The sequence below is a fragment of the Dyella sp. AtDHG13 genome (assembly GCF_003201105.1).
GTDB classification, from domain to species: domain Bacteria; phylum Pseudomonadota; class Gammaproteobacteria; order Xanthomonadales; family Rhodanobacteraceae; genus Dyella; species Dyella jiangningensis_B.
Map to the genome: position 1 here is coordinate 31324 of NZ_QICJ01000019.1, position 26448 is coordinate 57771.

Sequence of the window (26448 nt, forward strand, 5' to 3'; positions counted from 1 at the left end):
GGGCATGCAGCAGCGGACCCGGTCGAAGACAGCGCCTGGGGTGGGTGGCCTATGGGGAAGCCAGCGTCCATGAACGGCCCCTCGAGGTCAGCCGAGGCGGCCTTGCCGCATGTGCTCGTCGTGGACGACGACGTGGAGATCGCCGCCATGCTCCGCCGATACCTGACGCCCCAGGGGTTTCGGATAAGCACCGCCGCGAACGGCGACGAACTTCGCGAGGTGCTGCGCGCCGGCAAGGTCGACCTGATCCTGCTCGATCTCGGGTTGCCGGGCGAGGATGGGCTGGAACTTACACGCTATCTTCACTCCCATTGGCACGGTCCCGTCATCATCGTCTCGGGACGCGGCGAGTCGGTCGATCGCGTCGTGGGCCTTGAGCTGGGCGCCGATGACTACGTCACCAAACCGTTCGACCTTCGCGAGCTGCTGGCCCGCGTTCGCAGCGTTCTACGCCGCTCGGCGCATGGGCGGGAAAACGCCGGTGCAGCAAACCACGCCATCCTGGCATTTCGCGATTACCGGCTCGACACGGCATCGCACGCTTTGCGCACAGCCGATGGCGAAGAGGTTCCACTCACCAGCGGCGAATACGATCTGCTCAAGCTGTTCCTGGAGCATCCGCAGAAAGTGCTGTCGCGCAATGACATCATGACGCATATTCACGGCCGCGATGCCGGGCCGTTCGACCGTGCCATCGACGTGCAGATCGGCCGCCTGCGCCGCAAGATAGAAACCGACCCCGCACAGCCGAGCCTGCTCAAGGCCGTTCGCGGTTCCGGCTACATGTTCGCCGAACGGGTTCGCCGGGAATGACGCTGCCGCCATCATCGGCCGGCAACGCCGCGCTGTTCCGCGCGCTGTTCGATACCGCGCCTGACGCCATGATCGTGGTCGACCAGGACGGGCGCATCGTGCTGGCCAACCCGCAGGCGGAGCGCATGTTCGGCTATGGCCCGCACGAACTGCATGGCCTTCCCGTGGAAACCTTGCTGCCGGAAAGAGTGCGCCACGCGCACCAATCCCATCGCTCCAGCTATATGGCCAACCCCAGGGTGCGCCCCATGGGGGCAGGCTACGAGCTGACCGGGGTCAGGCGCACAGGCCAGTCGTTTCCGGTGGAGATTGGGTTGAGCCCCATCGCCACCGACGGCGACGCCCTGTATGCCGCGTCGATTCGCGACATCTCCGAGACGCAACGCGCGCGCCAGGCCCTGGTGCGCGCCCGCTACGACGCAGCCGTTGGTCAGGTGAGCCGCTTGCTGCTGGAATCGCCGAGCTACGAGAAGGCCGTGGACAACATGCCCTCCCTCGTGGCGTCGACACTGAAGGCCGCGGCAGTCGCCATTTTTTTCCGCGATGCCCACGCGCGTGCCTGGAACTGCCGTGGCGCGAGCGGCATCGAACCGGCATTGCAGCGAGCACTCTGCAGGGAGCTGTCGGACGCCGGCTGGGCCGGTACCGACATGCGGCTGGAATTTGACGGTAGCAATTCGCCCCCGCCTGACGGATTCGAGCGCGTGCGCGAATTGCTCATCGATGCCCGCTTCATGGGCGCAGCGCTGGCGCCGCTGCCGGATCGCTACGAACCCATGGGATTGCTGCTGGTGCTTTCGCGGGAGCGTGATGGATTCGACCACGACAAGATGCATTTTCTGCAATCGGTCGCGAACATCCTGGCGGCGGCCGCACAGCGCAGCCGGAGCGAAGAGCAGCTGGCTCATGCGCAACGGCTTGACGCCATCGGCCAGCTCACCGGCGGCATTGCGCACGACTTCAATAATCTGCTCACCATCATCTCCGGGAATCTTCAGCTTCTGGCCGCCAATCCACCCGACGATGCACTTTCACTGGAAGCCATGGAAAGCGCCGCGCGCGCCGCCGACCGCTGCGCAGTACTCACCAGCAAGCTGCTCCTGTTCGCGAGCCGGCGGCACCTCAAGCCTCAGGCGGTGCAACCGGCCCGCCTTCTTTCGGATCTGCACGAAATGCTTTCCCGCGCGCTCGGCGAGCGCATCGCGATACACATGGAATGTCCGGACGGCCTGCCGGCCATCGACGTGGACCCCTCGGAGTTCGACACAGCACTGGTGAACCTGGCCGTCAACGCACGGGATTCCATGCCGCGTGGCGGCCGGCTCGATATCACCGTGCGACTGGAAAGCGCGGACGAGCCATCATCCACCGGCTACATCGTGTTCCATGTCCAGGACACCGGCATGGGCATGGCGCCCGAGGTGCTGGCGCATGCGCTCGAGCCCTTCTTCACCACCAAGGAGGCCGGCAAGGGAAGCGGGCTCGGCCTCAGCATGGTCTATGGGTTCGTGAAGCAGTCGGGCGGACGCATGAGCATCGACAGCCAGCTGGGCTATGGCACGCAGGTCGAGCTGTGGTTTCCGGTTGCGACGGAGATGCCCTTGGCGCGACCCGAGGTGGACGTCGTTGCACCGCGCGTGGGTAGCGGCACCATTCTGGTCGTCGAGGACGAGCCCGAGGTACGCAGGATCGCCTTGGCCTTTCTGCGCTCGCTGGGTTACGCCACGCTCGAGGCCGAAGGCGCCGAGCAAGCCTTTACGTTGCTTCGCGAGCACGCCGACATCGACCTGTTGTTCTCGGACATCGTGCTCGGCGGCGGCATGACCGGCGTCGAGCTGGCCGAGTCAGCGCGCCGCTTGTGGCCGCGGTTGCCTGTACTGCTGACCTCGGGATACGAGCGCCGCGCACCGGACGTCAAGGAGGCCGCGCTCAAGCAGTTCTCCCTGCTGCCCAAGCCCTACCGCAAGGAGGATCTTGCCGATGCCGTATATCAGGCGATCCACGGCGACCGGCGACATCCGCCCGGCCACTGACGCTCAGGCGAGCTGGCCTGCCATGCTGCGCAGCGCGCCTTCGTCAAGCACTTCCACCTCGCGTCGCGCAACGGCGATCAGGCGCATGTCGTGCAGCTTGGCAAGTACGCGGCACACGGTTTCATTGGTGAGCGCCAGAAAACTTGCCATGTCGGCGCGGCGCATGCGCAGCATGAAATGCCTGGCACTGAAACCCAGCGTGGCGCAGCGACGCCCTTCCGCGACCAGGAAGGCCGCCACGCGCTGCTCCGCGTTCAACGTGCCGATGGTGAGCATCCATGCATGGTCCGCGCGAATTTCCCGCGCCAACGCAGCGGCGAGCCGTGCGTTGAGCTCCGGCATGTCACGGCAGGCCTGCAACATGGCGGGGTAAGGCAGCTCCCACGCCTCACCGCTCTCCAGCGATACGGCGCCGCACGCGTAGGCTGGCAGGCCTATCGAATCCGTACCGAGGAAATCTCCCTTGCCGCGAAAGCCGGTGACCTGATCGCGGCCGTCGTCGGACAGCTCGACCAGCTTCACAAAACCTGCGTGCACCAGGAACAGGGACTTGAACGGCTGCCCTGCATGGTAGACCGGCTGCCCCGCGGCAAGCTTGTGTCGCAGCACCGGCACATGGCGACGAAGTTCGTCGACGTCGATAACCCCTGCCCCGTCCTGCGCGAATCGTGGCGCGCCGCGGGCAGGTACCGAAAAGGAATCATGGGAACCCAAGCGCATGTTCATGGCGACACCCCGTTGATCGCGACATCCCGCTTCTGAGCGTGACCCTACGCGCGCCTTGTCACAGGCCGACAACGGCCGTGCAACGGTTTGTAACAGTGCGTAACAGCAGGTGGCGGCACCAATGAATTGACGCAACTCAATACAGGGTTTCGCGGCCACCCGAGACTGATGACCCATCAGGGAAGTCACGCCACACGCCATGAGCCCCACATCGCCCTTCATCGATATCGCCGCTGTCGAAGGCTGGGACACCTGGTTCCGCTGGCGCGAACAGCGCGAACTGCGGGATGTGTCCATCCAGGACACGTGGGCGCGCGTGGTACACGTTATCGCCGGACCGAAGGGCCGCGCCGCCACCAATGACATGGAGCGCCGCCTCGGCGATGCCTTGGCGACCTGGCGCCTCCTGCCGGACGAACGCGTACTCTCCACCGCCGGGACGGACCGTGAGACATGGCCGGCCAACGAGCTGGTGGCCGTTCTCAACATGGCGCAGCTCGTGAACGACCCGGGCCTGCCTTCCGCGCATGTCGACATGCAAGCCGTTGAATCGACCGCCGCGCTGGCGGTCGAAATGCTGGACAACGCGGCGGAAAAGGCACGCTGGTCACCCGGCAGCCCGGGCATGCATCTTCGCATTGGCCTGATCGGCCTTGCCGATGCGTTCCTTCTGCTGGGCATCGCCTACGGCAGCCCGGCGGCATCCCGCTTGGCCCACGACATATCCCAGCGCCTGGCCGCCGGCAGTCTATCCGCAAGCATCCGCCTTGCCCGGGACCGCGGCCCTCGATGCCAGATTTCGCGGCGACTGCCCGTTGCCTACAAGCTCAGGGAGCTTTCGCCCTCGCTGGCCACGGATGCCATACGCCACGGACTTCGCCAGTCCAGGCTCACCGCCATTACCTCCCAGCCGCATCTCGCGCAGTTGGCCAACCATGTGGCCAACGCCGTCGATCCCTTGCCGGTGGCGCAACGCCTTCGTTCTTTCGACGAATCACGCATGGCAGGCATGGCTGGCTCGCAAGGCTACGCCATGGAGTGGTACCGCCGACACGGCACCAGCCCTGCGCGGATGGATGCGTTGCTGCAGCACGCGAGCGCCAATGCCTACGCGCAGATCGCGTTGCGGTCCTCCATGCAAATGTGGATAGACGAGCCCATCCTCTATCCGCTCAGCCATCACGGGCGTGAAAACGCCCTTGCCAACGCGGACGGGTTTCGTGGCTAGCGACCGTCGCTTCGTTTGATCCCCGTCAATAACGCCGCTGGCCGTGGCGTGATGCTGAAGACGTCGCCCTTCGCGAGGATGCAACGATGACACCGCCACGTGCCAGGCCGCCTTTTTCTCCACGTTCACCATCACCGGCCGCTTACGAGAAGCCGGAAACGAACGTGGCCGCCCTCGGAATGCAACTTGCCGGAGCCTGGGCAGAGGACGCGAAACGCCTGCAGGAAAGCCTGCTCGGCTTCTTCAACCGAAGGATGGAAAAAGACATACAGAGTCTTTGCAGCCTCGCGCAATGCCCAAGCCCGGGCGCGCTGCTCGATCTGATGGCGAACGCCTGGGGCAGCTTGATAGTGGACTACGCGGAGTTCGTCCAAAGCGGCCTTTGCTGGATCGGGGACTCCTTGCAGCACAACCTGGACGAGATGGCGACAGCCGGCGGCCAGGCTTTTCCGTGGCAGGCCAGCGTGGCCTGGACGCCAAGAGCAATGACCTAGCTTCAACCCATGAAAACACCGGATGAGCGGCCGCGATCATTCGCTCACGGTTGCCAACAGGAGGTCACATGACCGCCCTTCCCACGCCCAGGAAAAAACCTAGCCAGCCGCGCCTTGCCTTCTCCACCACCTCCGCGGTACTTGCCGTCATCGCAACGGCGAGTTCGCTGGCCCTGGTGCATGACTGGGGAAAGAGTGCCATTCCCCTTGTGGAATGGGTTTGCGGAAGCAGCGCGGTGCTGCTCCTTCTCAGCATCATCGCCGACTCCCGCCGCCCGTGAGTCGCCACGCCAGGAGTGCCTCATGTTCAAGCGCATACTGCTTCCCATCGATGGCAGCGAGCAGTCGCTGCGCGCCGCATCGACCGGCATTGCGTTGGCGGCCCAAGGTGAACATCAGGCCTTCGGGCTGGAGGTGCTGTGTCCGACGCCGTCCATCACGCTCGTCGCCGATGCCATCGTCCATGACAGCTCGAACCACACGGATCGCGCGATACGAAAGGCGCACGACGACCTCGCGGAAGTCGCCGGCATGGCTCGGGACGCTGAGGTCGCCTTTGCAGACATCTATGTCTTCGATCAACGGCCTTACACCGCCATCATCGCCGCCGCCCACAGCGCCGGGTGCGACCTGATCGTCATCGGAGCAGGCGAATACGCCCGTGGGCGCGGCGCGCAACTGAGCCGGGAGGTGTCGCTGCTGGTCAACAGCGCGGAAATGCCCGTACTTGTCTGTCCATGAACCACAGTGGGTTGCCCTAATACCGTCGCGACAAGTTCACAAGGCCGCCAGCATGGCATTTGACATCCTTTACCGTTGTCACGGCGCCGCCAGGGAAGTGACCGGCTCCTGCCACCATATCGAATGCAACGGTCGGAACGTGCTGATCGACTGCGGCCTGTTCCAGGGCGGCGCCGATGCGGAGCGTGCCAATGCCGAACCTTTCGCCTTCGATCCCGCTTGCATCCATGCGCTGCTGTTGACGCACGCGCACCTGGACCATTGCGGCCGGCTTCCGCTGCTTGTCCGCCAGGGCTTCCGGGGCCGCATCCATGCCACGTCCGCCACCATCGATCTTGCGCGCATCGTGCTGCTGGATGCCGCCGGCCTGCAGGAAGAGGATGCACGCCGCGCCCAGCGACGTGGACGCCGCCGTGGGCAGGAGGATGCGCAGCCTCTCTTTACCCTGGACGACGTGTTCCGGACGATGGACTACTTCTCGCCCGTCGCCTACGAAAAGTGCTTCGACCTAACGCCGGGCATCCGGGCCCGCTTTCTGGACGCCGGGCACATTCTTGGCTCCGCCTCCATCCTGCTGGAGATTCTCGGCGGCGAAAGGAAGGTCGATATCCTGTTCTCGGGTGATCTTGGCAACCCCGGCCATCCACTGTTGCGCAACGCCAAACCTGCGCCGCCCTCGGATTATGTGGTGATGGAGACGACCTATGGCGATCGCGCCCATCGTCCCCAGGAGAAGTCCATAGCGGAGTTCTACGACGCAATATCGACCACGCTTCGCCGCGAGGGCAACGTGATCATTCCGACCTTTGCCCTGGAGCGTGCGCAGGAGGTGCTCTATCAAATCAAACGGGGACGCGCCGATGGCCACTTGCCACCGCGCATGTCCGTATTTCTCGATTCGCCCATGGCCATTTCGGCCACGGATATCTTTCGCAGGCACCCCGAATGTTTCGGCAGCGAATTTCTTGCCTCCCTGCGCGACGAGGATCCTTTTGGCATGCCGGGCCTGCATTTCACGCGGGATGTCGCCGACTCCATGGCCATCAACCAGATCGCGGGCGGCGCGGTCATTCTCGCCGGCTCCGGCATGTGCACCGGCGGCCGCGTACGCCACCACCTGAAGCACAATCTATGGAACGAAAAGAACGGCGTCATCTTCGTGGGCTACGCCGCTGAAGGAACGCTGGCCCGACGAATCATCGATGGCGCACGCGAAGTACGCATCTTCGACGAACCCATCCATGTGCGATCCAGCATATGGACGATCAACGGCTTCTCCGCCCATGCCGATCAACACGCCTTGCTCGATTGGCTGGGAACCTCTCCCCGACGCCAGGTACTGCTCGTGCATGGCGAATACGCGCGGGGCATGCGCGGCATGGCCGATCAGCTGCTGGAACGCGGTATTCCCCACTATCTGCCTGCCAAGGGCCAGGCCATCAGGCTGACCTGAAATACGCGCTGCGTCTTGCCAGCACCGCTTCAAGTTGACAGCCATCAACATGGGAAACCCTTGCGGCGCGCAAGATTCATTCAACGCTTCGGGAGGACGCCATGAACCGACTGACTGGAAAGGTGGCCGTGGTGACCGGCGGCTCGCTGGGCATCGGCGCGGCATGCGCCACGCGTCTGCTTCAGGAAGGCGCCAAGGTGGCGATCGTGGACGTGAAGGACAGCGAAGGGAAACAGTTGGCCAATCAGCTTGGCAAGGGCACCCGCTATTATCACGCCGACACCTCCTCCGAGCATGACGTCAGGCAGGCCGTGGCCGATGTGCTTCGCGACTTTGGCCGCATCGATGTGCTGGTCAACAATGCCGGCATTTCGGGAGCCAACAAGCCGACTCACGAAATCACCGAGGACGAGTGGGATCGCGTCCAGGCGATCAACGTCAAGGGCGTCTTCTTCTTTACCAAGCACGTGTACCACGTCATGCGCGCGGGCGGCGGCGGAAGCATCATCAACTTGTCGTCCATCTACGGGCTGGTCGGCGCACCGGATATTCCGCCGTACCACGCATCCAAGGGTGCCGTGCGCCTGATGTCCAAGGTGGACGCCCTGCTCTACGCCCGTGACGGCATCCGCGTGAATTCCATCCACCCTGGCTTCATCTGGACGCCGATGGTCGAGCACTTCGCCAGCGCACTTGGCGGCGAGCTGGTCGACCGGCGCAAGGAGCTGGACAGCCTTCATCCGCTGGGCCACATCGGCGAGCCGGACGACATCGCCTGGGCGGTGGTCTACCTCGCCTCCGACGAGGCCAAGTTCGTCACCGGAAGCGAGCTGGTCGTCGATGGCGGCTACAGCTGCCGTTGACGCGCGCGACGCTGCGCCGCCTTCGCTCACACCGGGTACGTCATGAAGAGAACAGCCGCGCTATTGATCGCCATGGCAACGCTCGCCACCGTGCTTGCGGGCTGCGTCGGCCACCACCTGAGCAGGGATACGCAAAAAACCGTGCGGATGACCTATGTCCATGTGGCCAACGTCTACCAGCTTGCGACCGCCGATGGCGCGCTGTCGCCACGGGGCAAGGATGACCGCGGATTCTGGGCGGTCTTTGACATCTGTTCGCTCTATATGCGCGGCATGAGCCTCAAGGGCTTCACTTTCGACGTGCAGGACTTCCACGTCATCGTGGGCGACCAGCGCTACGACGCGAGCCGCTCCTATCGGGTGCTCACCACCTTCGCTGGCGAGGTGGACGCGCAGGACGATCCCGCCCGCCGCCTCATTGCCGACCGCCTCGGGCTGGCGCCCGAGCAGCAATACTTTCCCAAGGAACCCTACCCCGCACTCGCCTATCGCCTGGTGGTCGCCATACCCGAATGGCCCGAAGCCTATCTGGGGGAACCGATGACACTCGGGCATTCGGACCCCGAGGTCACGCTGATCAACGTATCCGAAAGGCCTCCGCGGGAGTGGCAGCAGTACGACCGTTTCAGCTCGGGGCCGCTTGTGAGCACTTGTCCCAGGCAAACCCTTCCCGCGCAAAAGAGCGCCTCCGTGCAGCCTTAGGTCCTGCCGGCGAGCCGCACCGCATGCCGGGCCATGGCGAGGTTCTCCTGGGCGGGAAGCACGCGCGTCACCAGTGACGGAAAGCAAGGGCGAAGAAGCTGGATGATCCTGTCGCGCATGGACGTATCGTGTTCACCGATACCGCCGGTGAATACCAACAGGTCCATGCCTCCCAGCACGATGGCCAGCCCTGCTGCGTGCCGTGCCACCGACAGCGCGAACTGCTCCAGCGCCAGCCGTGCCATCGGGTGCCCTAGCATGGCGGACAGCTCGCGTGCATCGGCGCTCACGCCGGAAATGCCCTTTAAACCGCAGCGATGCTCCAGCAGGTCATCGAGCTCCGATGGACTGCAATGTCCCTGCCGCAGCAGGAACAACAGCACGCCGGGATCGATGTCGCCCGTCCGCGTGCCCATGATGATGCCGCCGGTGGGCGTCATGCCCATGGTGGTATCCACGGATCGGCCATCGCGCACGGCGGTGAGGCTCGCGCCGCTTCCCAGATGCGCAATCACCAGGCGCGCCGGCGGCGTGCCGAGCTGGGCGAGTATCGATTCGCACGACAGCCCGTGAAAGCCGAACCGCTCCACGCCACGTTCGCGCCACTCGCCCGGCACGGGCAGCACGCGGACAAGCTCAGGCAGCGGGTAGTGAAAGGCCGTATCGAAACAGGCCACCTGCGTGGCGCTTGGAAAAACCCGCATGGCGTCATGGATCCACATCAGCGCGGCGGGCACATGCAGGGGCGCGAAGCTCGCCGCTTGCTGGATCTTCTTCAGGACAGCACCGTCGATCAGGCAGTGCTCGCGCAGGCCGGGGCCGCCGTGCACCACCCGATGCACGACGACATCGATTGTTCCTTCGGAAGCCAACCCGGCGAGCGTACCCAGCGCCTCGTCACAACCGCCACCGCCGAAGGAGAGTTCGCCTTCGCCGGCGATGCCGTGGTAGCGGATGCGCCGGGCCTTCAGATCCACCTCGCCCTCTACCGTTGGCGCCGCGGCCATGCCGCTGGAACGATAGATGCCGAACTTGAGCGACGACGAGCCGACGTTGAGCGCAAGGATGTTCATGCTGCGCGCCACTGCCAGTCGCTTATCTCCGGCAGGTCGACGCCATGCTCGCTGACGTGGAGGCGGTGCCGCTCGATCTGGCTGGAGTAGCGTTGCTCCGCCTCCGCCCGTAGGTGTGCGAGCTTGGGCACGCGGTTGACGACATCCAGCGCCAGCTGGAAGCGGTCGAGGTGGTTGAGCACCATCATGTCGAACGGCGTGGTGGTGGTCCCCTCCTCCTGATAGCCGCGCACATGGATGTTGTCGTGATTGCGCCGGCGATAGGTGAGCCGGTGGATGATGCCCGGGTAGCCGTGGAACGCGAAGATCACCGGCCGGTCGCGGGTGAACAGGCGGTCGAACTCGTCATCGCCCATGCCATGCGGATGTTCGTCGGCGGCCTGCAGGGCTAGCAGGTCGACTACGTTGACCACGCGAATGCGCAGGTCGGGCACGGCATCGCGCAGCAACATCACGGCCGCAAGTGTTTCCACCGTCGGTGAATCGCCGGCGCAGACCATGACGACATCCGGGTCTTCATCGCCCCGCCCTGCCCAATGCCAGATGCCCGCGCCGGCCGTGCAATGGGCCACGGCCGCCTCGATGTCCAGCCACTGCCAGTCGGGTTGCTTGCCGGAGATGATCAGGTTCACGTAGTGGCGGCTGCGCAGGCAGTGATCCGTCACGGACAACAGGCAGTTGCCGTCCGGCGGCAGGTAGATGCGCACGATCTCGGCTTTCTTGTTCGCCACCACATCGATAAACCCCGGATCCTGATGCGAGAACCCGTTGTGGTCCTGGTGCCATACATGCGAGCTGAGCAGATAGTTCAGCGACGCAATGGGCGGACGCCACGCCAGGTTGCGCGACACCTTCAGCCATTTCGCGTGCTGGTTGAACATCGAGTCGACGATGTGGATAAAGGCCTCGTAGCAATTGAACAGGCCGTGCCGGCCGGTGAGCAGATAGCCCTCCAGCCAGCCCTGGCACTGGTGCTCGCTGAGCATCTCCATCACGCGTCCGTCCGGCGCGAGGTTCATGTCGGTATCCAGCGTCTCACCCATCCATGCCTTGGGCGACACCTCGTAGACGGCGTCGAGACGATTGGACGCGGTTTCGTCCGGCCCGAACAGGCGGAAGTTCGCCTGCTCGCTGTTGGACAGCATCAGGTCGCGCAACCACTTGCCGAGGTTGCGTGTCGCCTCGGCCTTGAGCGTGCCGTGTCCCTCGAAACGGAATGCGTGCGCGCGAAAGTCCGGCATATGCAACGGCTTCAGCAGCAGGCCGCCATTGGCATGGGGGTTGGCGCTCATGCGCATGCGGCCCGTGGGCGCCAGCTCGGCCAGTTCCGGCGCCAGCGCGCCATTGCCATCGAACAGCTCCTGCGGCTTATAGCTGCGCATCCATTGTTCGAGTATCGCGAGGTGGCCCGGCTTGCCCAGATCCGACAGCGGCACCTGGTGCGCTCGCCACGTTCCTTCGACAGGCAGGCCATCGACGAAGGCGGGCCCGGTCCAACCCTTGGGCGAGCGAAGCACGATCATGGGCCAGCGAGGCCGCTCGACCTTGCCGGCCCCGGCCTTGCGGGCCCGCGCCTTGATGCGCCGGATGCGCGCCACGCAGGTATCCAGCGCCTGGGCAAAGGCCATGTGCATGGCCTGCGGGTCGCTGCCCTCGACAAAGATCGGGTCATATCCGTACCCCTGCATCAGGTACTTCAGTTCGCGGTCGCCGATGCGTGCGAGCACGGTGGGGTTGGCGATCTTGTAGCCGTTCAGATGGAGGATCGGCAGCACCGCGCCGTCGCGCACGGGATTGAGAAACTTGTTGGAGTGCCAGCTGGTGGCGAGTGGGCCGGTTTCCGCTTCGCCATCGCCCACGATGCAGGTCACGATGAGGTCCGGATTGTCGAACGCAGCGCCGTAGGCATGCGATAGCGAATAGCCCAGTTCGCCGCCCTCGTGAATCGAGCCGGGAGTTTCCGGCGAAACATGGCTGGGTACGCCATAAGGCCAGGAGAACTGGCGAAACAGCTGGCGAAGGCCATCGCGATCGCGGCCGATGTGCGGATAGGTCTCGGTATAGGAGCCTTCGAGATAGCTGTTCGCCACCAGTCCCGGCCCGCCGTGCCCGGGACCGATCACGTAGATCATGTCCAGCCGGTGCTGCTTGATGATGCGGTTCAGGTGCACGTAAATGAAGTTCAACCCCGCCGTGGTGCCCCAGTGCCCGAGCAGGCGCTTCTTGACGTGATCCAGGCTCAGCGGCTCTTCCAGCAAGGGGTTGTCGCGCAGGTAGATCTGGCCGACGGTCAGGTAATTGGCCGCATCCCAGTAGCGCTGCATCCTGCCCAGAAGATCGGTATCGAGTGGCGGCATGGTGAACGTCCCGTGCTGGAAATAGAAGGGATCTTGCGCGACTGCGCGTGCACGGTTCGTGCTTGCGGCACCGCGCTATGGAAGCGAGGCCAGGTACGCCGCCAGATCGATCATGTCGTCGCTGCCGAGGTCGCCGATCATGCCGTGCATGACCGACGTCCTGCGCACGTCGTGCTGCTTGACCCTCAGCTGATACTGCAGGTACACCGCATGCTGGCCGGCCAGTCGCGGAAAGATGCCGAAACCCTCGGCCCGCACGCCATGGCAGGTCGCACAGGCTGCGCGGTTTTCACTGCCCCGCTCATACAGCGCCTTGCCCCTGGCCATCCGCGCTGGATCACCCGGCACGCCCGGCGGCGCCGGCTGCCGGGCGTAGTAACGCGCCAGCGCCGTTGCCGTCGCTTCGTCCACATCGGCCACCTGTCGCTGCATCACGTTCCGCGCCAACAACTCGCTGCGCTCATGCGTCCTGATATCGAGCATCTCAGCCTTCAGGTAGCTCGCGCGCTGTGCGGCAAGCCGCGGCACCAAGGGGGATGGGCTGTCTCCACCTACGCCATGGCAGCGAGCGCAAACCTGCGAAGCAAGCCCGGCCGAAGACTCATCGCCTGGCGACAGTGTTTGCGCAACCGATGCCAGCGAGATAAGCCAGGTCAGCGCAGCCAGGCACGTTCGAGCAGTGATCCAACGCGTCATCGAGCCCATGCGTAGAGTCCTGACCTGAAAGCCGCGCCTGGCGGACAGCGGCGAGTGGTCGGGCGCAGCCAAACAATAAGCCCGACATCGATTCAAGCCACTGCATGCTGTATCCGGAGCAGTTGCCGGATATTGACCGCGATCAATATCGCCGGTGTAGCCACCAAGAACGTTTCATGGAAAGTTACTCAATGGAAGAGTTCCATAAGCCTTTCATACCTGTGATAACGCGTCTTAATCGCTACCCAAAATCATGGTTTCGTGACGGCAGCACCAATGAGCCAGAAGAGCAAAGATCGATGGCTTTTGTGCATCGGCCTTTCCTTGAAACAGATCCGCGCGTGAAAGCCCACAGAGTCGGCTTATGGACACTCCACCCTCGCTGATCCTGAAGTGTCAGGCTGGAAACCCACGTGACGCCATTGTCTTCAACGAGAGATTGCGGCTCTACAGTAAAGCCATCCTGGTCATAGCGCATGAAATGCATCCTTCTGTTATTGATTGATAGGCAGACAGAACGTATTCCGGCAAGCGCCGCATGTGGGCGCCCGAAATGTAGGCGTACTTGAGTAAGCGCGGGCCTCTGGGGCTGAGCGACCGGTAGCCCGGGCACCCCAGAAGTGAGCGGCGGGTTTATGAGTGCGATGCACCCAATAGACGGCACTGGTCGACCGGCATACCCACATAGGTGTCACTAGGTATCCGATACGAGCGAGCGACCAACTCTAGGGCTTTGTATTCAATCGGTTTTGTCCAGTGACGCTTTTAAAGGTCGCAGACAAGAGCTTCGCTCAAAGGCAAACTCATTGATTGGTCGTGCTCTTGAACAAGCCCTGGGCCGCTCCCGACGCAATGTAGACTCAGCCTAATATCGGGAAGGCCGTGATGCGTAGCTTGGCTCCTGCATAGGGCACCAAGATGATGGATTGCTCGCCCTCATCTGCGGACGGCTCTGCCGCGGCGGGCACAGGCTCAGCAACACCTTCTGACGCTTTCCATGCCGGAACATATCGCCCTCGCACAGTGAGTCTCACCGCGGCTGAAGCACCCGCGAACGGTATTTCACCGACGGCGTGCTCACTGACGTCGACTGACGTATCCGGCTTGATGCCGATATTCCAGCGCGAGCCAGGATAGACCTGCCAGTCGTTGGTCGGTCCGCGCTTACGCCAGATGACCCAGTTCTCATTAATCGGCAATGCGTACACCAGCGATCCACGACTGAAACTCAGCGCGCCGTTATAGCCAGATTCGATCTTCACTTCGGCTGTGAACACCATCTCGACGGTATCACCTGCCTCCCATCTGCGTTCGATCGTCGTGAAGCCCGCCGTTACTTCTACTGGCATTCCGTTGACTGCGATCCGCGTGCCTTTCGACCAGCCAGGTATCCGCAGCTGTAGGGGGAATGTGATCGCATGGTGCGGCCGAATCGTCATGCTTACCGATTGCCGAAACGGATAGTCACTGACCTGTTCAATGATGACGGGTACTGAACGAACTACGGTCGTCACGGTGCACGGCGCATAACTCATAGCAGCCAGGCCCTGCTCCGCGGTCGCCATCCACAGGCTGTTGGCGAATTTCGGCCAGCCCTGGTGGAAATTCGCGGTACAGCAGCGAAAATTGGGCTCCAGTCCGAACAGGTTCGATTCCGGCCCATCCGTCGTCCACGGCTGGCGATGAAGGCTGCATTCGACCTGGTTTGGCTGTTGATTGTATTGATGTGCCCACATGTCATCGGTCAGTGCGCCCGGCAGCGCATTGAAGGCAATGCGTTCGAGCCGATCTCCCAGCGCGGCATCGCCGGTGATGGCCAAGGCCACCTCCAGCGAATACATGGTTTCCACCACCGTACACAGTTCCGTACCCTGCGAGGGGCTGCGGCCGGCCAGATGCTCATCAGCGGAAAACATGCCGTTGGGCAACCCGTGATAGGTGTCCAGCATCTGCAGTTGATGCCGAACGGCATCGCGATCTGCTGCACTTCCAGACACGACGGACCATACCGGGGACGCCTTCAGCGCTTGTGCGACGTTGACGCCGTGTACCTGCAGGCCGAGGTCTTGCATGAATGCATCGGAACCACCCGCCTGTTTGCGCAAGGCATCCGCGTCAGTTTTCTGTGTGAATGGAAAACGGGCAAACATACTCTGCCAATCGTAACCCTGCCGTTTGAGCAAGCGCGCAAGCTCGAGCAAGGCAGCGTCGTTCGTTCGCTGGTAAAGCCACAGGATGGAGACAAGCTGGTCCTGCCATCGCATGCGTCCCCAGTCGCGTAAAGGCCGGCCAGGAAGCGCCTGCAGCTGATAGTGAAAATAGCGGGTCATCAACAGAATGACACGGTGATCGCCGGTGAGTTCGTGATACTGCGTCAGCACCTTGAGCATGACCATGCGCGGCCACCAGTCGTCATTGCTTCGTGGGCCGAACATGCCATTTTCCCAGGGATGGTCCAGCGTCCAGTCCATGAAACGCATCGCCTTCGCCTTGAGTTCCGGCGAATCCAGTTGCCATGCCAGCGGCACCAGGCCATCGAGAAAATACGGGCCGTCTTCCCATGACTCCCCGCTGCCGCCAGACCATCCGCTGTCTGGCCCTACGATGGGCCAGAATTCGTCGAGATGACCACTCAGGCCCTTGGCCTGTATCTGCAGCTGCCGCAACAACCAGCCGCTGGCTTTGATTGAGCCGGCCGGAAGGGGCGCAAAAGGCTGTCGCATCAACGGCGCCGAAGGAAACAACGGCGCCTGCTGCGGACGCCCTGCCCTTGTTTCTGCCGTTGACGCCGCAGCAGCCAAGCGTGGACGGAACGTCATCGCGCTCATGGCGCCCGCCAGGGCCATGCCTTGCAGAAACAAGCGGCGGCTCATCGACGACGGCGGAGGCATATGACTACTCCCGGCCTGCGGCAGTCCGTCGAGTGTTGCTCAACGGCCTGCTGGATTCAAAGGCGCGCTGACATGTTGAAGTCATGACCACGATGGCTCCTGTGTTGGGTGTTCCTGTCCAGTCCATGCACGCTCCGGCTCTGCAAGCCCGATGTCGCAAGCCTTCTCACTTCCCGAAATCTGGCTCGCCGCTGGTTTTCCAGGTGAACGGCATGATGTAGGGCGCGCGACGCGCGGTGCACTTCCAGTCGGGCCCGCCATTGGCGTGGAAGATGATCCAGTCCTCCCCGTCCGCCGACTTGAAGAAGCCGTTATGGCCAGGCGCGTAGAAGCCGCGCGCCGGCGAACTGGCGAGCGCCTGTATGGGCGATTTGCGCCACGATGCGGGGGCGAGCAGATCCGCGTTTGGCGCGGCGCTCAGCAACCCTAACGAATAGCCGTCCGACCAGCACGCGCTGGCGGAGTATGTGAGGAACACCTGCCCTTGCGGCCCCTCGATGAATTCCGGTGCTTCAAGGATCTTGCGCCCTCCTTGCATTTCCCAAGCGTAAGTGGGACGAGCGATGTCCACCTGGGGTTCACCCAGCGTCCAGGGGTTGATCATGGGCGCGATGATCAGGTCGCTGTGGTCGCCCACGTAGGCGGAATAAACAAAGTAACGCTTGCCGTGATGATCGAACACGGTGCCATCGATGCCGGCAAGATGGGTCTTCAGCATGCCCTTGTCGATCCACTGACCCTGCGTGGGATCAGGCGAGGCGTTCTCCAGCACCCCTACGTGGCGATGTGCGTCATCGTCATGCGCCTTGTCCGAGGCGGAGTAGTAGAGGTACCACTTGCCGTCGAGGAAGTGCAGCTCCGGCGCCCAGATCGAGTGCGAGTTGGGGCCTTGCGCCGGTGGACGCCACACCACCACCGGCATGGCGTCGGCAAGGTGCGTCATGTCGGTGGTTTTGCGCAGCGCGATGTGATCCCCCTGGGTGCTGGTGTAGTAGTAGACGCCATCGCGCTGCGTCACCCACGGATCAGGCCCCGACGGCAGCAAGGGATGCATGACGGTGGATGTTCCGGCACAGGCGCATCCGCTGAACATGATGCCGATTGCAGCGGCGAAACTCAGTTTCATCCAGGCGCCCTTCTTCATGGCTGGCCTGCGTTGTCGCCGTCGATCTGCAGATAGTCGACATCCACCGCATGCGCGCCGCCGTCCACATCGATGGTATTCAGGCCCGGCAGCAACATCGCAGTGGCGCTGGCGAGTTCCCAATGGTCACCGGTCTTGGTGGCGCCGCCGGTGGGCAGGCGCGCGCCGTTGACCACCAGCGACGGTTGCGCAGCGTTGCCAAGGTCAACGAAACGCAGGTGCAGCGTGTGTTCGCCGCCGGTACTGTTCACCACGAAACGCAAACGCGAAGCCGACCCCTGCCCCAGCCGGGCCTTGCGCAGATTGGAAGCCCCCGGATCAGGCACGGCGACCGCACCGGTGAATTGCGCGTCCTCCGCCTCATAGCGGCTGAAGTTGAGCTTTGCGGATTGGTAGAGCACTTCGTTCTGCGCCACGCTGGCCGGGTTACCCGCGGACGATGACGTTGTAACGTGGAGAAAGCGGCCGTCGTCGCGCAGCAACAACGCCTGCGTCCAGCCGGCATGGATGTTGCCTGTGCGCTTCTGCACCGGTGCGCGCACCTCCCACCACGGCCCGCGACCCGATGCGTTGTTCCAGTACAGGTCGCGCCCGCCCTCTTCTGCGCCGCCGCCCCCGCGCTCGGCCGACACGATGATCACACCTTCCGGGCCACCGACGGGGAACCATGTCACCACGGGGCATGCAGCCGGCCAGAAGCCGGACAGCGTCATCACCGGTTCGCCGTGGCGCTGCGGATCGCCCCAGTCCAGTCCGTCGCGGCTGAACTTGATGAACACCTGACCGTTTTTTGGTCCGTCGATGTTTTCGTAAGTCATCGCATAGCGCTTGTCGCCCAGGCGCGTAACGATGGCCATGCCAGGGCGCTGCACACCGCCCGGAATGGCGACGTCCAGCACTTCCCTGCCCCAGTGCTTGCCCCCGTCGCCGGACACCTTGTGCGCCAGCACCTGGTTGTAGCCCTCGGCCTTGTGCTGCTCGGTGGAGTAGTAGGCCACCATGCGGCCATCATCGAGCACGTGGATGTTGGATTCCCACACGCCCTTGTTGTCCTTGTCTTCGGGATGACCGCCGCCCTTGATGATGGAGCTGCGGTAATGCCAGGTCTTGCCCGCGTCCGTGGAGACATAGACCTGCAGATCCTCTTCCGCTACGCGCCCCTTGGGGTCGTTGCCCGTGGCATTGGCGGAGAGCACCAGCGTGCCGGCAGGAAGATCGCTGCTGGCGCGTTGCAGCTCCGTCAGGTGCGGTTGCCAGCGTAACTGCCAGTGCGGGTCATGCGGGTGCTGTTGATCGGTAACGTTCATGAGAAAACGCCAGTGATCCCCGCCGTCGCGGCTCTCCCACAACGGAATGCCGTCCATGCCGTGCTGCTCGAACGCCATCAGCAGGCGGCCCTTGTCTTCGGCCGAACCGTGCTCGATGCGCGTCACAGTGACGTAACCCGAGCCGTCGGCCAGGCGCGTACCAACGAAGGTGTCAGTGGCGTCCTGTGCGACTGATGGGCGAATGATCGTCCCTGCAATGCACAGGGCAAGTGTGGACAAAAGAAAGTTCAGGCGTGTCATGTGCGTATTACCGTTCTGTGTCCGCAAAGGCCTGACGAAGAAGCCCGAAGAAATGGCGGGAGCGGCGTGCCATCGCCGCTCCAGCCCAGCGGGAGAGATTTACATCTTGAAGCGCACGCCCAGGCCCACCGTACGATCCTGGTAGCGGATGTCGCGCGGGCGGGAGTTGCCGTCGCCCCAGTACTGATGCAGGTTCGCACCGAAGATGTTGGTCGCGTTGAGTACCACGGTCAGGTACTGGTTGACGTCGTATCCGAGCGAGAAGTCCACCTGGTTGGCCGGCTTGATCTCGTCATTGACCCCGGAAACGGTCGGCTGGGTGAAGCCGTCGATGAAGCGGCTTCGATAGTTGTACGCCAATCGAGCTGACCAGCCGTACTTTTCGTACATCAGCACGGCGTTGCCATTATTCTTCGACACGTTTTGCAACGGAGAGGTAACCACGGGTCCACCAATGAACTGCGGCGATCGCGTGGAACCCTCGATGTACGTGTAGTTGAACTGCACGCCCAGGCCATTGAGCGGCGCCGGCAGGAAGTCGAAGAACTGCTGGTACGCCACCTCGGCGCCGTCCAGGTGGCCCTGGCCCGCACTCTGCGGCGAGTTGAGCTGGAACGGCTGGCCGCCAATGGTCACGTCCGTCACGTAGTTCTGGATGTAGCCGTTGATGTCGCGATAGAACACACCACCACTGACGTAGCTGGCCGGCGCGAAGTAGTACTCCAGCGACGCGTCATAGTTGTTCGAGCGGATCGGCTTCAGGTTTGGATTACCGCTGCTTGCGATGCCGGCGCGGTTGATGGTGCCCGGGTTGAGCGAAAGCGACGGGTTGAGCTGGCCGAAGTCCGGATAGGTCAGCGTTTTGGCCGCCACGAAACGGAACTGCAGGTTATCCTTGATGTGCAGATTGAAGCTGACGTTGGGCAGGTACACCGGCGCACTGGTGTTCGCCGTCAGTGGCGTATACACGTTGGTTGCCGCGTCATAGGAGAACGCATCGAGGTTGCGCTTGACGCGCTCGACGCGCATGCCCATCAGGCCGTCGAATGGCATGCCCCATAGCTCGTTGCCGTAGCCGAACTGGAAATAGCCGGAGTACGACTTCTCGTCGATCTGATAGAAGCGCCCCGGGTTCTCCGGAGCCAGGCCAGTCGGCAGGCCATACAGCGTGCGGATGGCATCGGCGTTGTTGGTCAGGTAGTTGAAGCATCCGCTCAGCCACGGCACGGGGATCGCGCTGGTAGTCGGCTGACTGCAGAAATAGCCGCTGGGGAACCGTGCAATCACCTGATTGGCCGGGTTCGGGTTGAGCGAAATGTCGCCCGTACCTCCCGGCGGCGGCGTGGAAACCTCTACGCTGCCCGTGTACTCGGCCTTGTGATCGGAGTAGCGCAAGCCGAAGTCGACATACTGGAAGAAACTGCCGTTGATGTCGTAGTTGCCGTCGCCACGCCACGCGGTTTGCGTGCCGCGCTGATTGTTCCAGGTCTGGAACAGGCCGTTGAGATAGAAGTTCGCCGGATCGTTGGCGGGATTGCCGGCGAGCTGCCAATTCTGGGCGCCGCTCCAGATCGTGGTCACTGGTGCCTTGAGGAAGGTGTCGACGATGAAGGTCTGGTCGTGGAACGACGAAGAGTTGAACGAAAGATCAGTCGACAGGTTCAGTCGATCGCCGTGCCACTTCGCGCCGATCGAGTTCTGGATATCGTGACCCCACTGCTGATGCGCCTGCGTGCTGGTCGCCGCGTAGGTGTTGCCCGTCCAGCTACCGCCGTTGGCATCACAGATCGTCTGGCCGTAATACGGCGAGCCGGTGAGCTTGTCGGCATAACAGGTGTTGGACACCGAGATGTTGTGCGGGTCCACCGAACCCACCGGGAAGCTGAAGTAAAACGGTTGGTTGTAGCTATCCGAATCCCAGTCGTATAGACCCTCGACGTACACCTCGGTGCTGTCGTTGGGCTTCCACTGCAGCGCGTAGTTCGCTTCCTGGCGCGTCCGGTTGCCGATGTTGTAGTCGGCGCCGAAACCGTTGGGCGCAGAGAGCAGGTTGCCGCTGGATGTGCGCACCGGCGTACCGGAGCCATCCGTCAGCACCTTCGGAAAATCGTCCCACACGGCGTTGTAAGCGTAATGCTGCTTGTCGTAGCCGACATTCAACAGCGCGCCGAATTCGCCGATATCGGTCTTCCAGCGGTCGCTGAGCAGCACGCTGCCGACCGGATCGGTATGCGCCGCGTACTTGCTGTTCGTCTCGGTGAGAGTGGCGGCTACCTTGGCGCCGTCGAAATCGAACGGACGGAACAGCTGCATATCCACCAGGCCCGCGATGCCGCCATCCGGGAGGCTCGCCTCGCTGGTCTTGTAGACCTGCACGGTCTTCACCGCAGTGGCGGGAAGGTTCTGGAAGGCAAACGCACGGCCCACGCCACTGAAGATTTCGCGGCCGTTGAGTGTAGTGATGACGTTGGGCAGGCCACGGATCACGACCGAATTGGTCTCGCCCTGGAAGCCCTGCGCCACCTGCACGCCGGTGATGCGCTGCAGTGCATCGGCCACGCTGTTGTCAGGCAATTTGCCGATGTCTTCCGCCACGATCGAATCGACGATCATGCGCGAGTCCTGCTTGATCGACTGCGCGCTCTGCAGGCTCTCGCGCAGCGGAGTGACGACCACGCCGGAGAGGTTTACCGCGTCCTTCTTCTGTGCGTCCGTGGCGCCGTCCTGGGCCGCTGTGCCGCTTTTCTTCTGCGTGGTAGCCGGCTGGCTGGTGCCGCTGGCGTTCGTAGCCTGTTGCGGATCGGCCGCCGTGGCGGGTGCATCCGCCGCATGGGCGACGCCGAACGAGGCCGCGATGGCGGCTGCCAGCAAGGTTCGGTGGATATGCGTGCGTGTCATGAAAAGCCTCCCCTCAGAGGTTGTCGACGCCGGTTGTGTCGGCGATGTTGATGTTCCTGGTGCCGCCGCTCTCCGCGACGGGACCTGACATGGTGGAAAGACGGCGCCCCTCAGCGGCGGGGCCCGGCACTTGGATCAATGCGATCGAAACCATGGCCGATTCACCCGAACGCTGCGCAGGCGAGAGCGAGCGACGGATGCCTGCCGAGGCCGCACTGGCCTTGCACGCGAACAGCGCGAGCGGAATCGCCTGCGCCATCGCGGCGTAGCCGGCATCATTGGGGTGAATGTGGTCACCGCTATCGAAGCGTGGTTGCATGCGGTCAGGCCGCACCGTGTCGCGCAGGGCCGCATCGACATCGATCACGGTGTCGTACGGTGCGTCATGGCGAATCCATCCATTGATGGCCTGCCGCGCTGCCTCGCCTTGCGCCGTGAACGCGCGGTCCGTGCCACCGAAAGGCGGCAGCGTCATGCCGTAGATGCGTAAACCATGCCGCCTCCCCTTCAACGCCAGTTGCTTCAGCCCGGCGATGACGGGCGCCGCCAACGTCTGCGCATCGGGTATCGCCCTGCCGGTTGACTGCGCGGCCATGGTGGGTTCGCCGATGTCGTTGATGCCACCGAGCAGCAGGAGATAGCGCGCGCCGGGCACGTCCAGCACGTCGGCGTCGAAACGACGGACCATGCTTTCGCCCTGCCCGAAATTCCCGTGCGCCGCCATTACCTGGTTGCCGTCGATTCCCGCGTTGATCACGGGCATGGCGCAACCGGCATGTCTCAGGCGCACTGCCAATTGCTCGGGATAACTCGAGCCTGCCGTGGCGCGGAAACCGTTGGTGATGGAGTCGCCCATTGCCACCACGGCCGCGGCGCCCTCACCTCCCTTCACATCCACGCGCGTGAGCCAGTCATTGCCCGGCGCTTGCGCGGCTCCGGCGAACGTCGCATCACCCGTGTGGTCTCCAGGTTCGGAGATGAGCTGCCTGTAGCGTGCGTCCACATGCCAGGACGCGGGTTCTACCGCTTGCGGCACATAGAGGCTTATCGCCAGACGGTCACCCGCATGCGTAGTGAACGCCACGGCATCCGTGTCGAGCGAACCATTGGCGGGCAACACGAGTTTGCCTGCGCCATGCAGGGCTACTGATACGAGTGATGCCGGATCAATGGCGTCGTCTTCGCCGTTTTTGACGCGGGCTAGCGTGATACGGCCGAGAGCGACGGCGGTCGCGCCGTAGCGATTGTCCAGATGCAGTCGCACCTGCGTACCATCGGCACCGACAGTCACGATTTCTCGCACCGTCTGGTCATGCAGTGCGGGATTTTGAGGTGGCGAGGGCAGTTCGATGTTCGGGGCAATGGGCGCCTGCAACGCAGCAGCACCCCAACCCGCCACCCAGTGCTCACCGGCATCCGCTCGTGGCGACACCAACGCCGTTGCACACAGCGCGTACATGGCCAGCATCCCGCGCGCACCCGTCATGATGTCATCCCGAAAAATTGACCGGGGCGCGAACGGCGGCGCCGTGGGAGGGGGTGGAAACCACCGCCGCTGCGCCCGGTCAGGGGAGAAACGGATTGCCATAGAGGCATGGAGATGCTCATCGCCCAGCACCGTTGGCGGCGCCCGTCTGCCTCGCACAGGCGACGTGTGCGACGCCGAACATGAAGGCACTGGCAGGCGGGGTCCGTTGTGTGTGGAGGCGAATCATGGGGGTATCCCTCAATGGGCTTGCTCCGCCGGCTTGGCTGGCGGGTTTGGGCGGCGGTAGCGACAGTCACGGTGCGTCGGTACTGCCTGGCACTGCGGCGCGCATCAGCGCGCCACAGCGCCCTGTGACATCGGGTAGCTCAGTGCGTCGGCTGGAACCACACCGCGCGGTGCGTGCGAAAGCGCACGGAGAATGTCGATCTCGCGTTGCCTGTATGGCTTGCCATCGGCATGGAACAAGTCGTGGAACCACAGCGTCGGCGGCTGCATGGTGTACGGGCGCTGCCAGGAATCCCACGGCATGTTGGTCTGCGACTTGCCGACCACGAAGCCCCAGTTCACCATGCCGACATCAGCCTTCTTGGCGATGGGCAGCACGCCGTCGATGGTCGAACCGTTGCCGCGCGCCATGTATTCCGTGCAGATCATGGGGCGCCCGTATTTCTGCAGCTGCTTGACGCGCTCGGCGAAGGCCTCAGGCCAGCCGTAGTCGTGGAAGCTGATCACGTCGGACTGCTCGAGCTGGGTGCGCTCCACCGCGTTGAGTTTGGAGACATCCGACCAGTCGTCGTCATGCCACACGCCGCTGGTCAGCGGCTGAGTGGGCGACGTGCTGCGCGCCCAGGCAAACACTTGCGGCAGCAACTTCGCTACCACCTCAGCCTTGTTCTTCGGCTCGACCGGGTCGTAGTTGCCGCCGCCCGGATTGTCCGGTTCGTTCCATACGTCCCAGGCGAGAATGCGCTTGTCCTTGCCGAAGCTGCCGACGATGTCCTTCACGTAATGCTCGAAGCGCGGATATTGGCTTTCATCCGCCATCGCCACGCCCGGGCTCTGCACCCAGCCGGAGTTATGCACGCCCGGGATCGGTGGATGCTGCGTACCCAGCTTGGGCTGGGGATCCCAGCACGAATCGAACAGCACGAAGATGGGCTTGATGCCGTGCTGGTCGGCAATCGCCAGGAAGGTACCCATGCGCTTCTTCAGGCCCGCGGCATCCTGCTGCCACAGTAGGTCGTGAAGAAACACGCGCATGGTCGTCATGCCTGCCTGCTGCGCCCAGCCCAGTTCCATGTCAATGCGGGCAGGATCGAACGTGTCGGCCTGCCACATCTCCAGCTGGTTGATGGCATCGGCAGGCAGATAGTTGCTGCCCAGCGGCCATTGCTGCTGGGCGTACCAGGCCTTGGCCTCGGCGGGCGTCCAGCGTTCCGCGGCATCGCGTCCATGGGACGGCGCAGCGAACATTGCCGCCAGGCCCATGGCTACCGCCAGAAATGCATGCTTCATCTGTTTTCCTTCGTTGGCGCCGCCGGTGTCGTAGGCGGCGCTTGTTGAGCAGTCACTTTTCCGGAGGCAAAGCGCTCCCTGGGGCGCCCTTCCAGGCGCCCTTGATGACAAGTGATTCGCAGGTCAGTGCGCTCCGCGCGCCGACTCGGTGGTGAACTCGTACACGATCAGGTTGCGGTACTCATGGCCCGGCTCCAGCCGTGCCGAGCCGAACGACGCCTGGTTCGGCGTGTCCGGATAGAGCTGCGGTTCAAGTACAAAAGCGTCGCCCTGGCGATACACGTGCCCGCCAGTGCCGACGGTCGTCCCATCGAGAAAATTGCCTGAATAGAACTGCAGGCCCGGCTGGGTCGACTTGAGCGTCAGCACGCGCCCGGACATGGGATCTTCCACGCGAGCGACCATGCGCAGAGCCTTCGCCTCGCCCTTGCTGATCACCCAGTTGTGGTCGTAGCCACGTCCATTGAGAAGTTGCGGGTCGTTGGTGCGAATGTCGCGACCAATCGGCTTGGCATGGCGGAAGTCGAATGGCGTGCCGGCAACCTTGCGGATCTCACCGGTAGGAATGGAGCCTGCATCGACCGGCAGGTACGCTTCACCGGCAATGGTGAGGCGATCGTCCATCACGCTGCCCGAGCCTTCGCCGGAGAGATTCCAATAAGCGTGGTTGCTCAGGTTGACAATGGTCGGCTTGTCGGTGGTTGCGCGGTAGTCGATGGAGAGCTGGTTCTTCTCATCCAATGAATAGACCACGCTTGCCGACAGCGTTCCGGGATAACCCATGTCACCGTCGGGGCTGACATGGCTAAGCATGACGCTGGCCTTATCGCTGTCGTGCGTCACCTTGCCCACGGTCCACAGCACCTTGTCGAATCCGCGCGTGCCGCCGTGCAGAGAATTGGCGCCGTCGTTCACCGGCACGTCGTAGCTGCGGCCGTCCAGGCTGAAGCGACCCTTGGCGATGCGGTTGGCGTAGCGCCCAACCGTTGCACCAAAGTACTGCGGCTTGGACAGGTAGCCGTCCAGGGAGGCATAGCCAAGCGCAATGTTCTCGCTTTTGCCGTTGCGATCCGGTGTGGAGACCGATTGCAAGCTGGCTCCAAGCGCAAGGATGCGCACCTGCATGCCGTGAGCGTTGCTCAACACAACGGCTTCGACTTTCGTGCCGTCGGGCATCGTGCCGAACGTCTCGCGCCTTGCATCTGCAGCGTGTGCGCTCGTCGCCAGCACCGCCAGGCCAACTATCGAAGTCATAAAATCTGCGCGCCGCATATCGCTATTGTCCCCATTGGTAGGCCGTCGACGTTCTCATGCAATCATATGGTAGGATTATTACGCAAGTATCTTCTGAGGCAGGAATCCGGAATGGTGCGACGCACTATCGGATCATTTGCTTCGACGAAGATTTGAAAGCCCGTCATAGTGGCGAATGCCTGATGAGTGGCGGCGGCGCTCCGATAGCGATATTCCGCGACGCACCAAGTTGCGCTTGATGCGTGCTGGCGCAACCATCCCTTTCGCCGAGGCAGAAAAAGGGCTTCGAACACCTTGGCGCAATCCAAAAATATTCGTATAGTCATTTTGTACGACAAAAGATCCAGGCAGCCTCAATCAAGGATTTCATGGTGAAGCCCATTGCCGTTCGCACCCTTTACGGACACGTCATGCGCGAGCTCGGGCAGCGCATCGTCAGCGGCAAGGTGAAGCCCGGCGAGATCCTGCCGCGCGAGGAATCCCTGGCCGAAAGCCTGCAGGTCAGCCGCA

At 63.2% G+C, this 26448-nt stretch carries 21 protein-coding genes; 10 read left to right on the forward strand and 11 right to left on the reverse strand.

Going from position 1 to position 26448, the window contains the following annotated elements; all coding sequences use genetic code 11:
• Nucleotides 1–111: 111 nt before the first annotated feature.
• Together BDW41_RS21910 and BDW41_RS21915 are read left to right on the forward strand one after the other, a co-directional pair.
• Nucleotides 112–813, forward strand: coding sequence for a response regulator (locus BDW41_RS21910; RefSeq protein WP_233496999.1), 702 nt, complete (start codon nt 112–114; stop codon nt 811–813).
• The gene (locus tag BDW41_RS21915) at nt 810–2846 is read left to right on the forward strand and encodes a PAS domain S-box protein (RefSeq protein ID WP_074551998.1); all 2037 of its coding nucleotides are present in this window, start codon (nt 810–812) and stop codon (nt 2844–2846) included. Before BDW41_RS21910 ends, BDW41_RS21915 begins: the two co-directional genes overlap by 4 nt.
• A 3-nt stretch (nt 2847–2849) precedes the next feature.
• Here BDW41_RS21915 and BDW41_RS23450 read toward each other — a convergent pair whose 3' ends face one another.
• Nucleotides 2850–3761, reverse strand: a complete 912-nt coding sequence (locus BDW41_RS23450) for a cyclic nucleotide-binding domain-containing protein (protein ID WP_158537025.1) — start codon at nt 3759–3761, stop codon at nt 2850–2852.
• A 10-nt stretch (nt 3762–3771) separates the two neighbouring features.
• On the opposite strand from BDW41_RS23450, the gene BDW41_RS21925 reads away from it, so the two are divergent.
• The 7 genes from BDW41_RS21925 (at nt 3772) to BDW41_RS21950 (ending at nt 9053) form a co-directional block, all read left to right on the forward strand.
• Nucleotides 3772–4800 (forward strand): hypothetical protein, encoded by a 1029-nt coding sequence (locus tag BDW41_RS21925; protein WP_074551999.1) that lies wholly within the window; start codon nt 3772–3774, stop codon nt 4798–4800.
• 164 nt (nt 4801–4964) lie between these two features.
• The gene (locus tag BDW41_RS21930) at nt 4965–5294 is read left to right on the forward strand and encodes a hypothetical protein (protein WP_110301689.1); all 330 of its coding nucleotides are present in this window, start codon (nt 4965–4967) and stop codon (nt 5292–5294) included.
• Between the two features lie 68 nt (nt 5295–5362).
• On the forward strand, nt 5363–5575 hold the full coding sequence (locus BDW41_RS23455) for a hypothetical protein (protein ID WP_074552001.1): 213 nt from the start codon (nt 5363–5365) through the stop codon (nt 5573–5575).
• 22 nt (nt 5576–5597) lie between these two features.
• Nucleotides 5598–6035 (forward strand): universal stress protein, encoded by a 438-nt coding sequence (locus tag BDW41_RS21935; protein WP_074552002.1) that lies wholly within the window; start codon nt 5598–5600, stop codon nt 6033–6035.
• On the forward strand, nt 6022–7488 hold the full coding sequence (locus BDW41_RS21940) for an MBL fold metallo-hydrolase (protein ID WP_233496997.1): 1467 nt from the start codon (nt 6022–6024) through the stop codon (nt 7486–7488). Before BDW41_RS21935 ends, BDW41_RS21940 begins: the two co-directional genes overlap by 14 nt.
• Before the next feature lie 101 nt (nt 7489–7589).
• Complete coding sequence (locus BDW41_RS21945; RefSeq protein ID WP_074552004.1) at nt 7590–8351, forward strand: glucose 1-dehydrogenase; 762 nt, start codon at nt 7590–7592, stop codon at nt 8349–8351.
• Nucleotides 8352–8423: 72 nt separating this feature from the next.
• Nucleotides 8424–9053 (forward strand): hypothetical protein, encoded by a 630-nt coding sequence (locus BDW41_RS21950; RefSeq protein WP_074552005.1) that lies wholly within the window; start codon nt 8424–8426, stop codon nt 9051–9053.
• Here BDW41_RS21950 and BDW41_RS21955 read toward each other — a convergent pair.
• From BDW41_RS21955 to BDW41_RS22000, 10 genes are all read right to left on the reverse strand, one after another.
• Nucleotides 9050–10126 carry an acetate/propionate family kinase gene (locus tag BDW41_RS21955; RefSeq protein ID WP_074552023.1) on the reverse strand — a complete coding sequence of 359 codons (1077 nt, stop codon included), beginning with the start codon at nt 10124–10126 and terminating at the stop codon, nt 9050–9052. The two genes, BDW41_RS21950 and BDW41_RS21955, sit on opposite strands and share 4 nt — an antisense overlap.
• Nucleotides 10123–12483, reverse strand: coding sequence for a phosphoketolase family protein (locus BDW41_RS21960; RefSeq protein ID WP_074552006.1), 2361 nt, complete (start codon nt 12481–12483; stop codon nt 10123–10125). The genes BDW41_RS21955 and BDW41_RS21960 overlap by 4 nt, the downstream gene beginning before the upstream one ends.
• Before the next feature lie 75 nt (nt 12484–12558).
• Nucleotides 12559–13188: a c-type cytochrome gene (locus BDW41_RS23270; RefSeq protein ID WP_083337820.1), complete on the reverse strand. Its 630-nt coding sequence runs from the start codon at nt 13186–13188 to the stop codon at nt 12559–12561.
• Nucleotides 13189–14039: 851 nt separating this feature from the next.
• On the reverse strand, nt 14040–16007 hold the full coding sequence (locus tag BDW41_RS21970; RefSeq protein ID WP_233496998.1) for a beta-L-arabinofuranosidase domain-containing protein: 1968 nt from the start codon (nt 16005–16007) through the stop codon (nt 14040–14042).
• A 229-nt stretch (nt 16008–16236) separates the two neighbouring features.
• On the reverse strand, nt 16237–17214 hold the full coding sequence (locus tag BDW41_RS21975) for a glycoside hydrolase family 43 protein (RefSeq protein WP_074552007.1): 978 nt from the start codon (nt 17212–17214) through the stop codon (nt 16237–16239).
• The gene (locus BDW41_RS21980) at nt 17211–18782 is read right to left on the reverse strand and encodes a glycosyl hydrolase (protein ID WP_074552008.1); all 1572 of its coding nucleotides are present in this window, start codon (nt 18780–18782) and stop codon (nt 17211–17213) included. Before BDW41_RS21980 ends, BDW41_RS21975 begins: the two co-directional genes overlap by 4 nt.
• 99 nt (nt 18783–18881) lie before the next feature.
• A complete protein-coding gene (locus BDW41_RS21985; protein ID WP_074552009.1) occupies nt 18882–21680 on the reverse strand; it encodes a TonB-dependent receptor in 2799 nt (932 codons plus the stop codon).
• Between the two features lie 13 nt (nt 21681–21693).
• Nucleotides 21694–23166 (reverse strand): GDSL-type esterase/lipase family protein, encoded by a 1473-nt coding sequence (locus BDW41_RS21990; protein WP_074552010.1) that lies wholly within the window; start codon nt 23164–23166, stop codon nt 21694–21696.
• Between the two features lie 333 nt (nt 23167–23499).
• Nucleotides 23500–24684: a cellulase family glycosylhydrolase gene (locus tag BDW41_RS21995; RefSeq protein ID WP_074552011.1), complete on the reverse strand. Its 1185-nt coding sequence runs from the start codon at nt 24682–24684 to the stop codon at nt 23500–23502.
• Nucleotides 24685–24807: 123 nt separating this feature from the next.
• Nucleotides 24808–25956, reverse strand: a complete 1149-nt coding sequence (locus BDW41_RS22000) for an aldose epimerase family protein (protein ID WP_074552012.1) — start codon at nt 25954–25956, stop codon at nt 24808–24810.
• Nucleotides 25957–26306: 350 nt separating this feature from the next.
• On the opposite strand from BDW41_RS22000, the gene BDW41_RS22005 reads away from it, so the two are divergent.
• A partial coding sequence (locus tag BDW41_RS22005; RefSeq protein ID WP_146217405.1) for a GntR family transcriptional regulator occupies nt 26307–26448 on the forward strand: 142 nt, incomplete at its 3' end.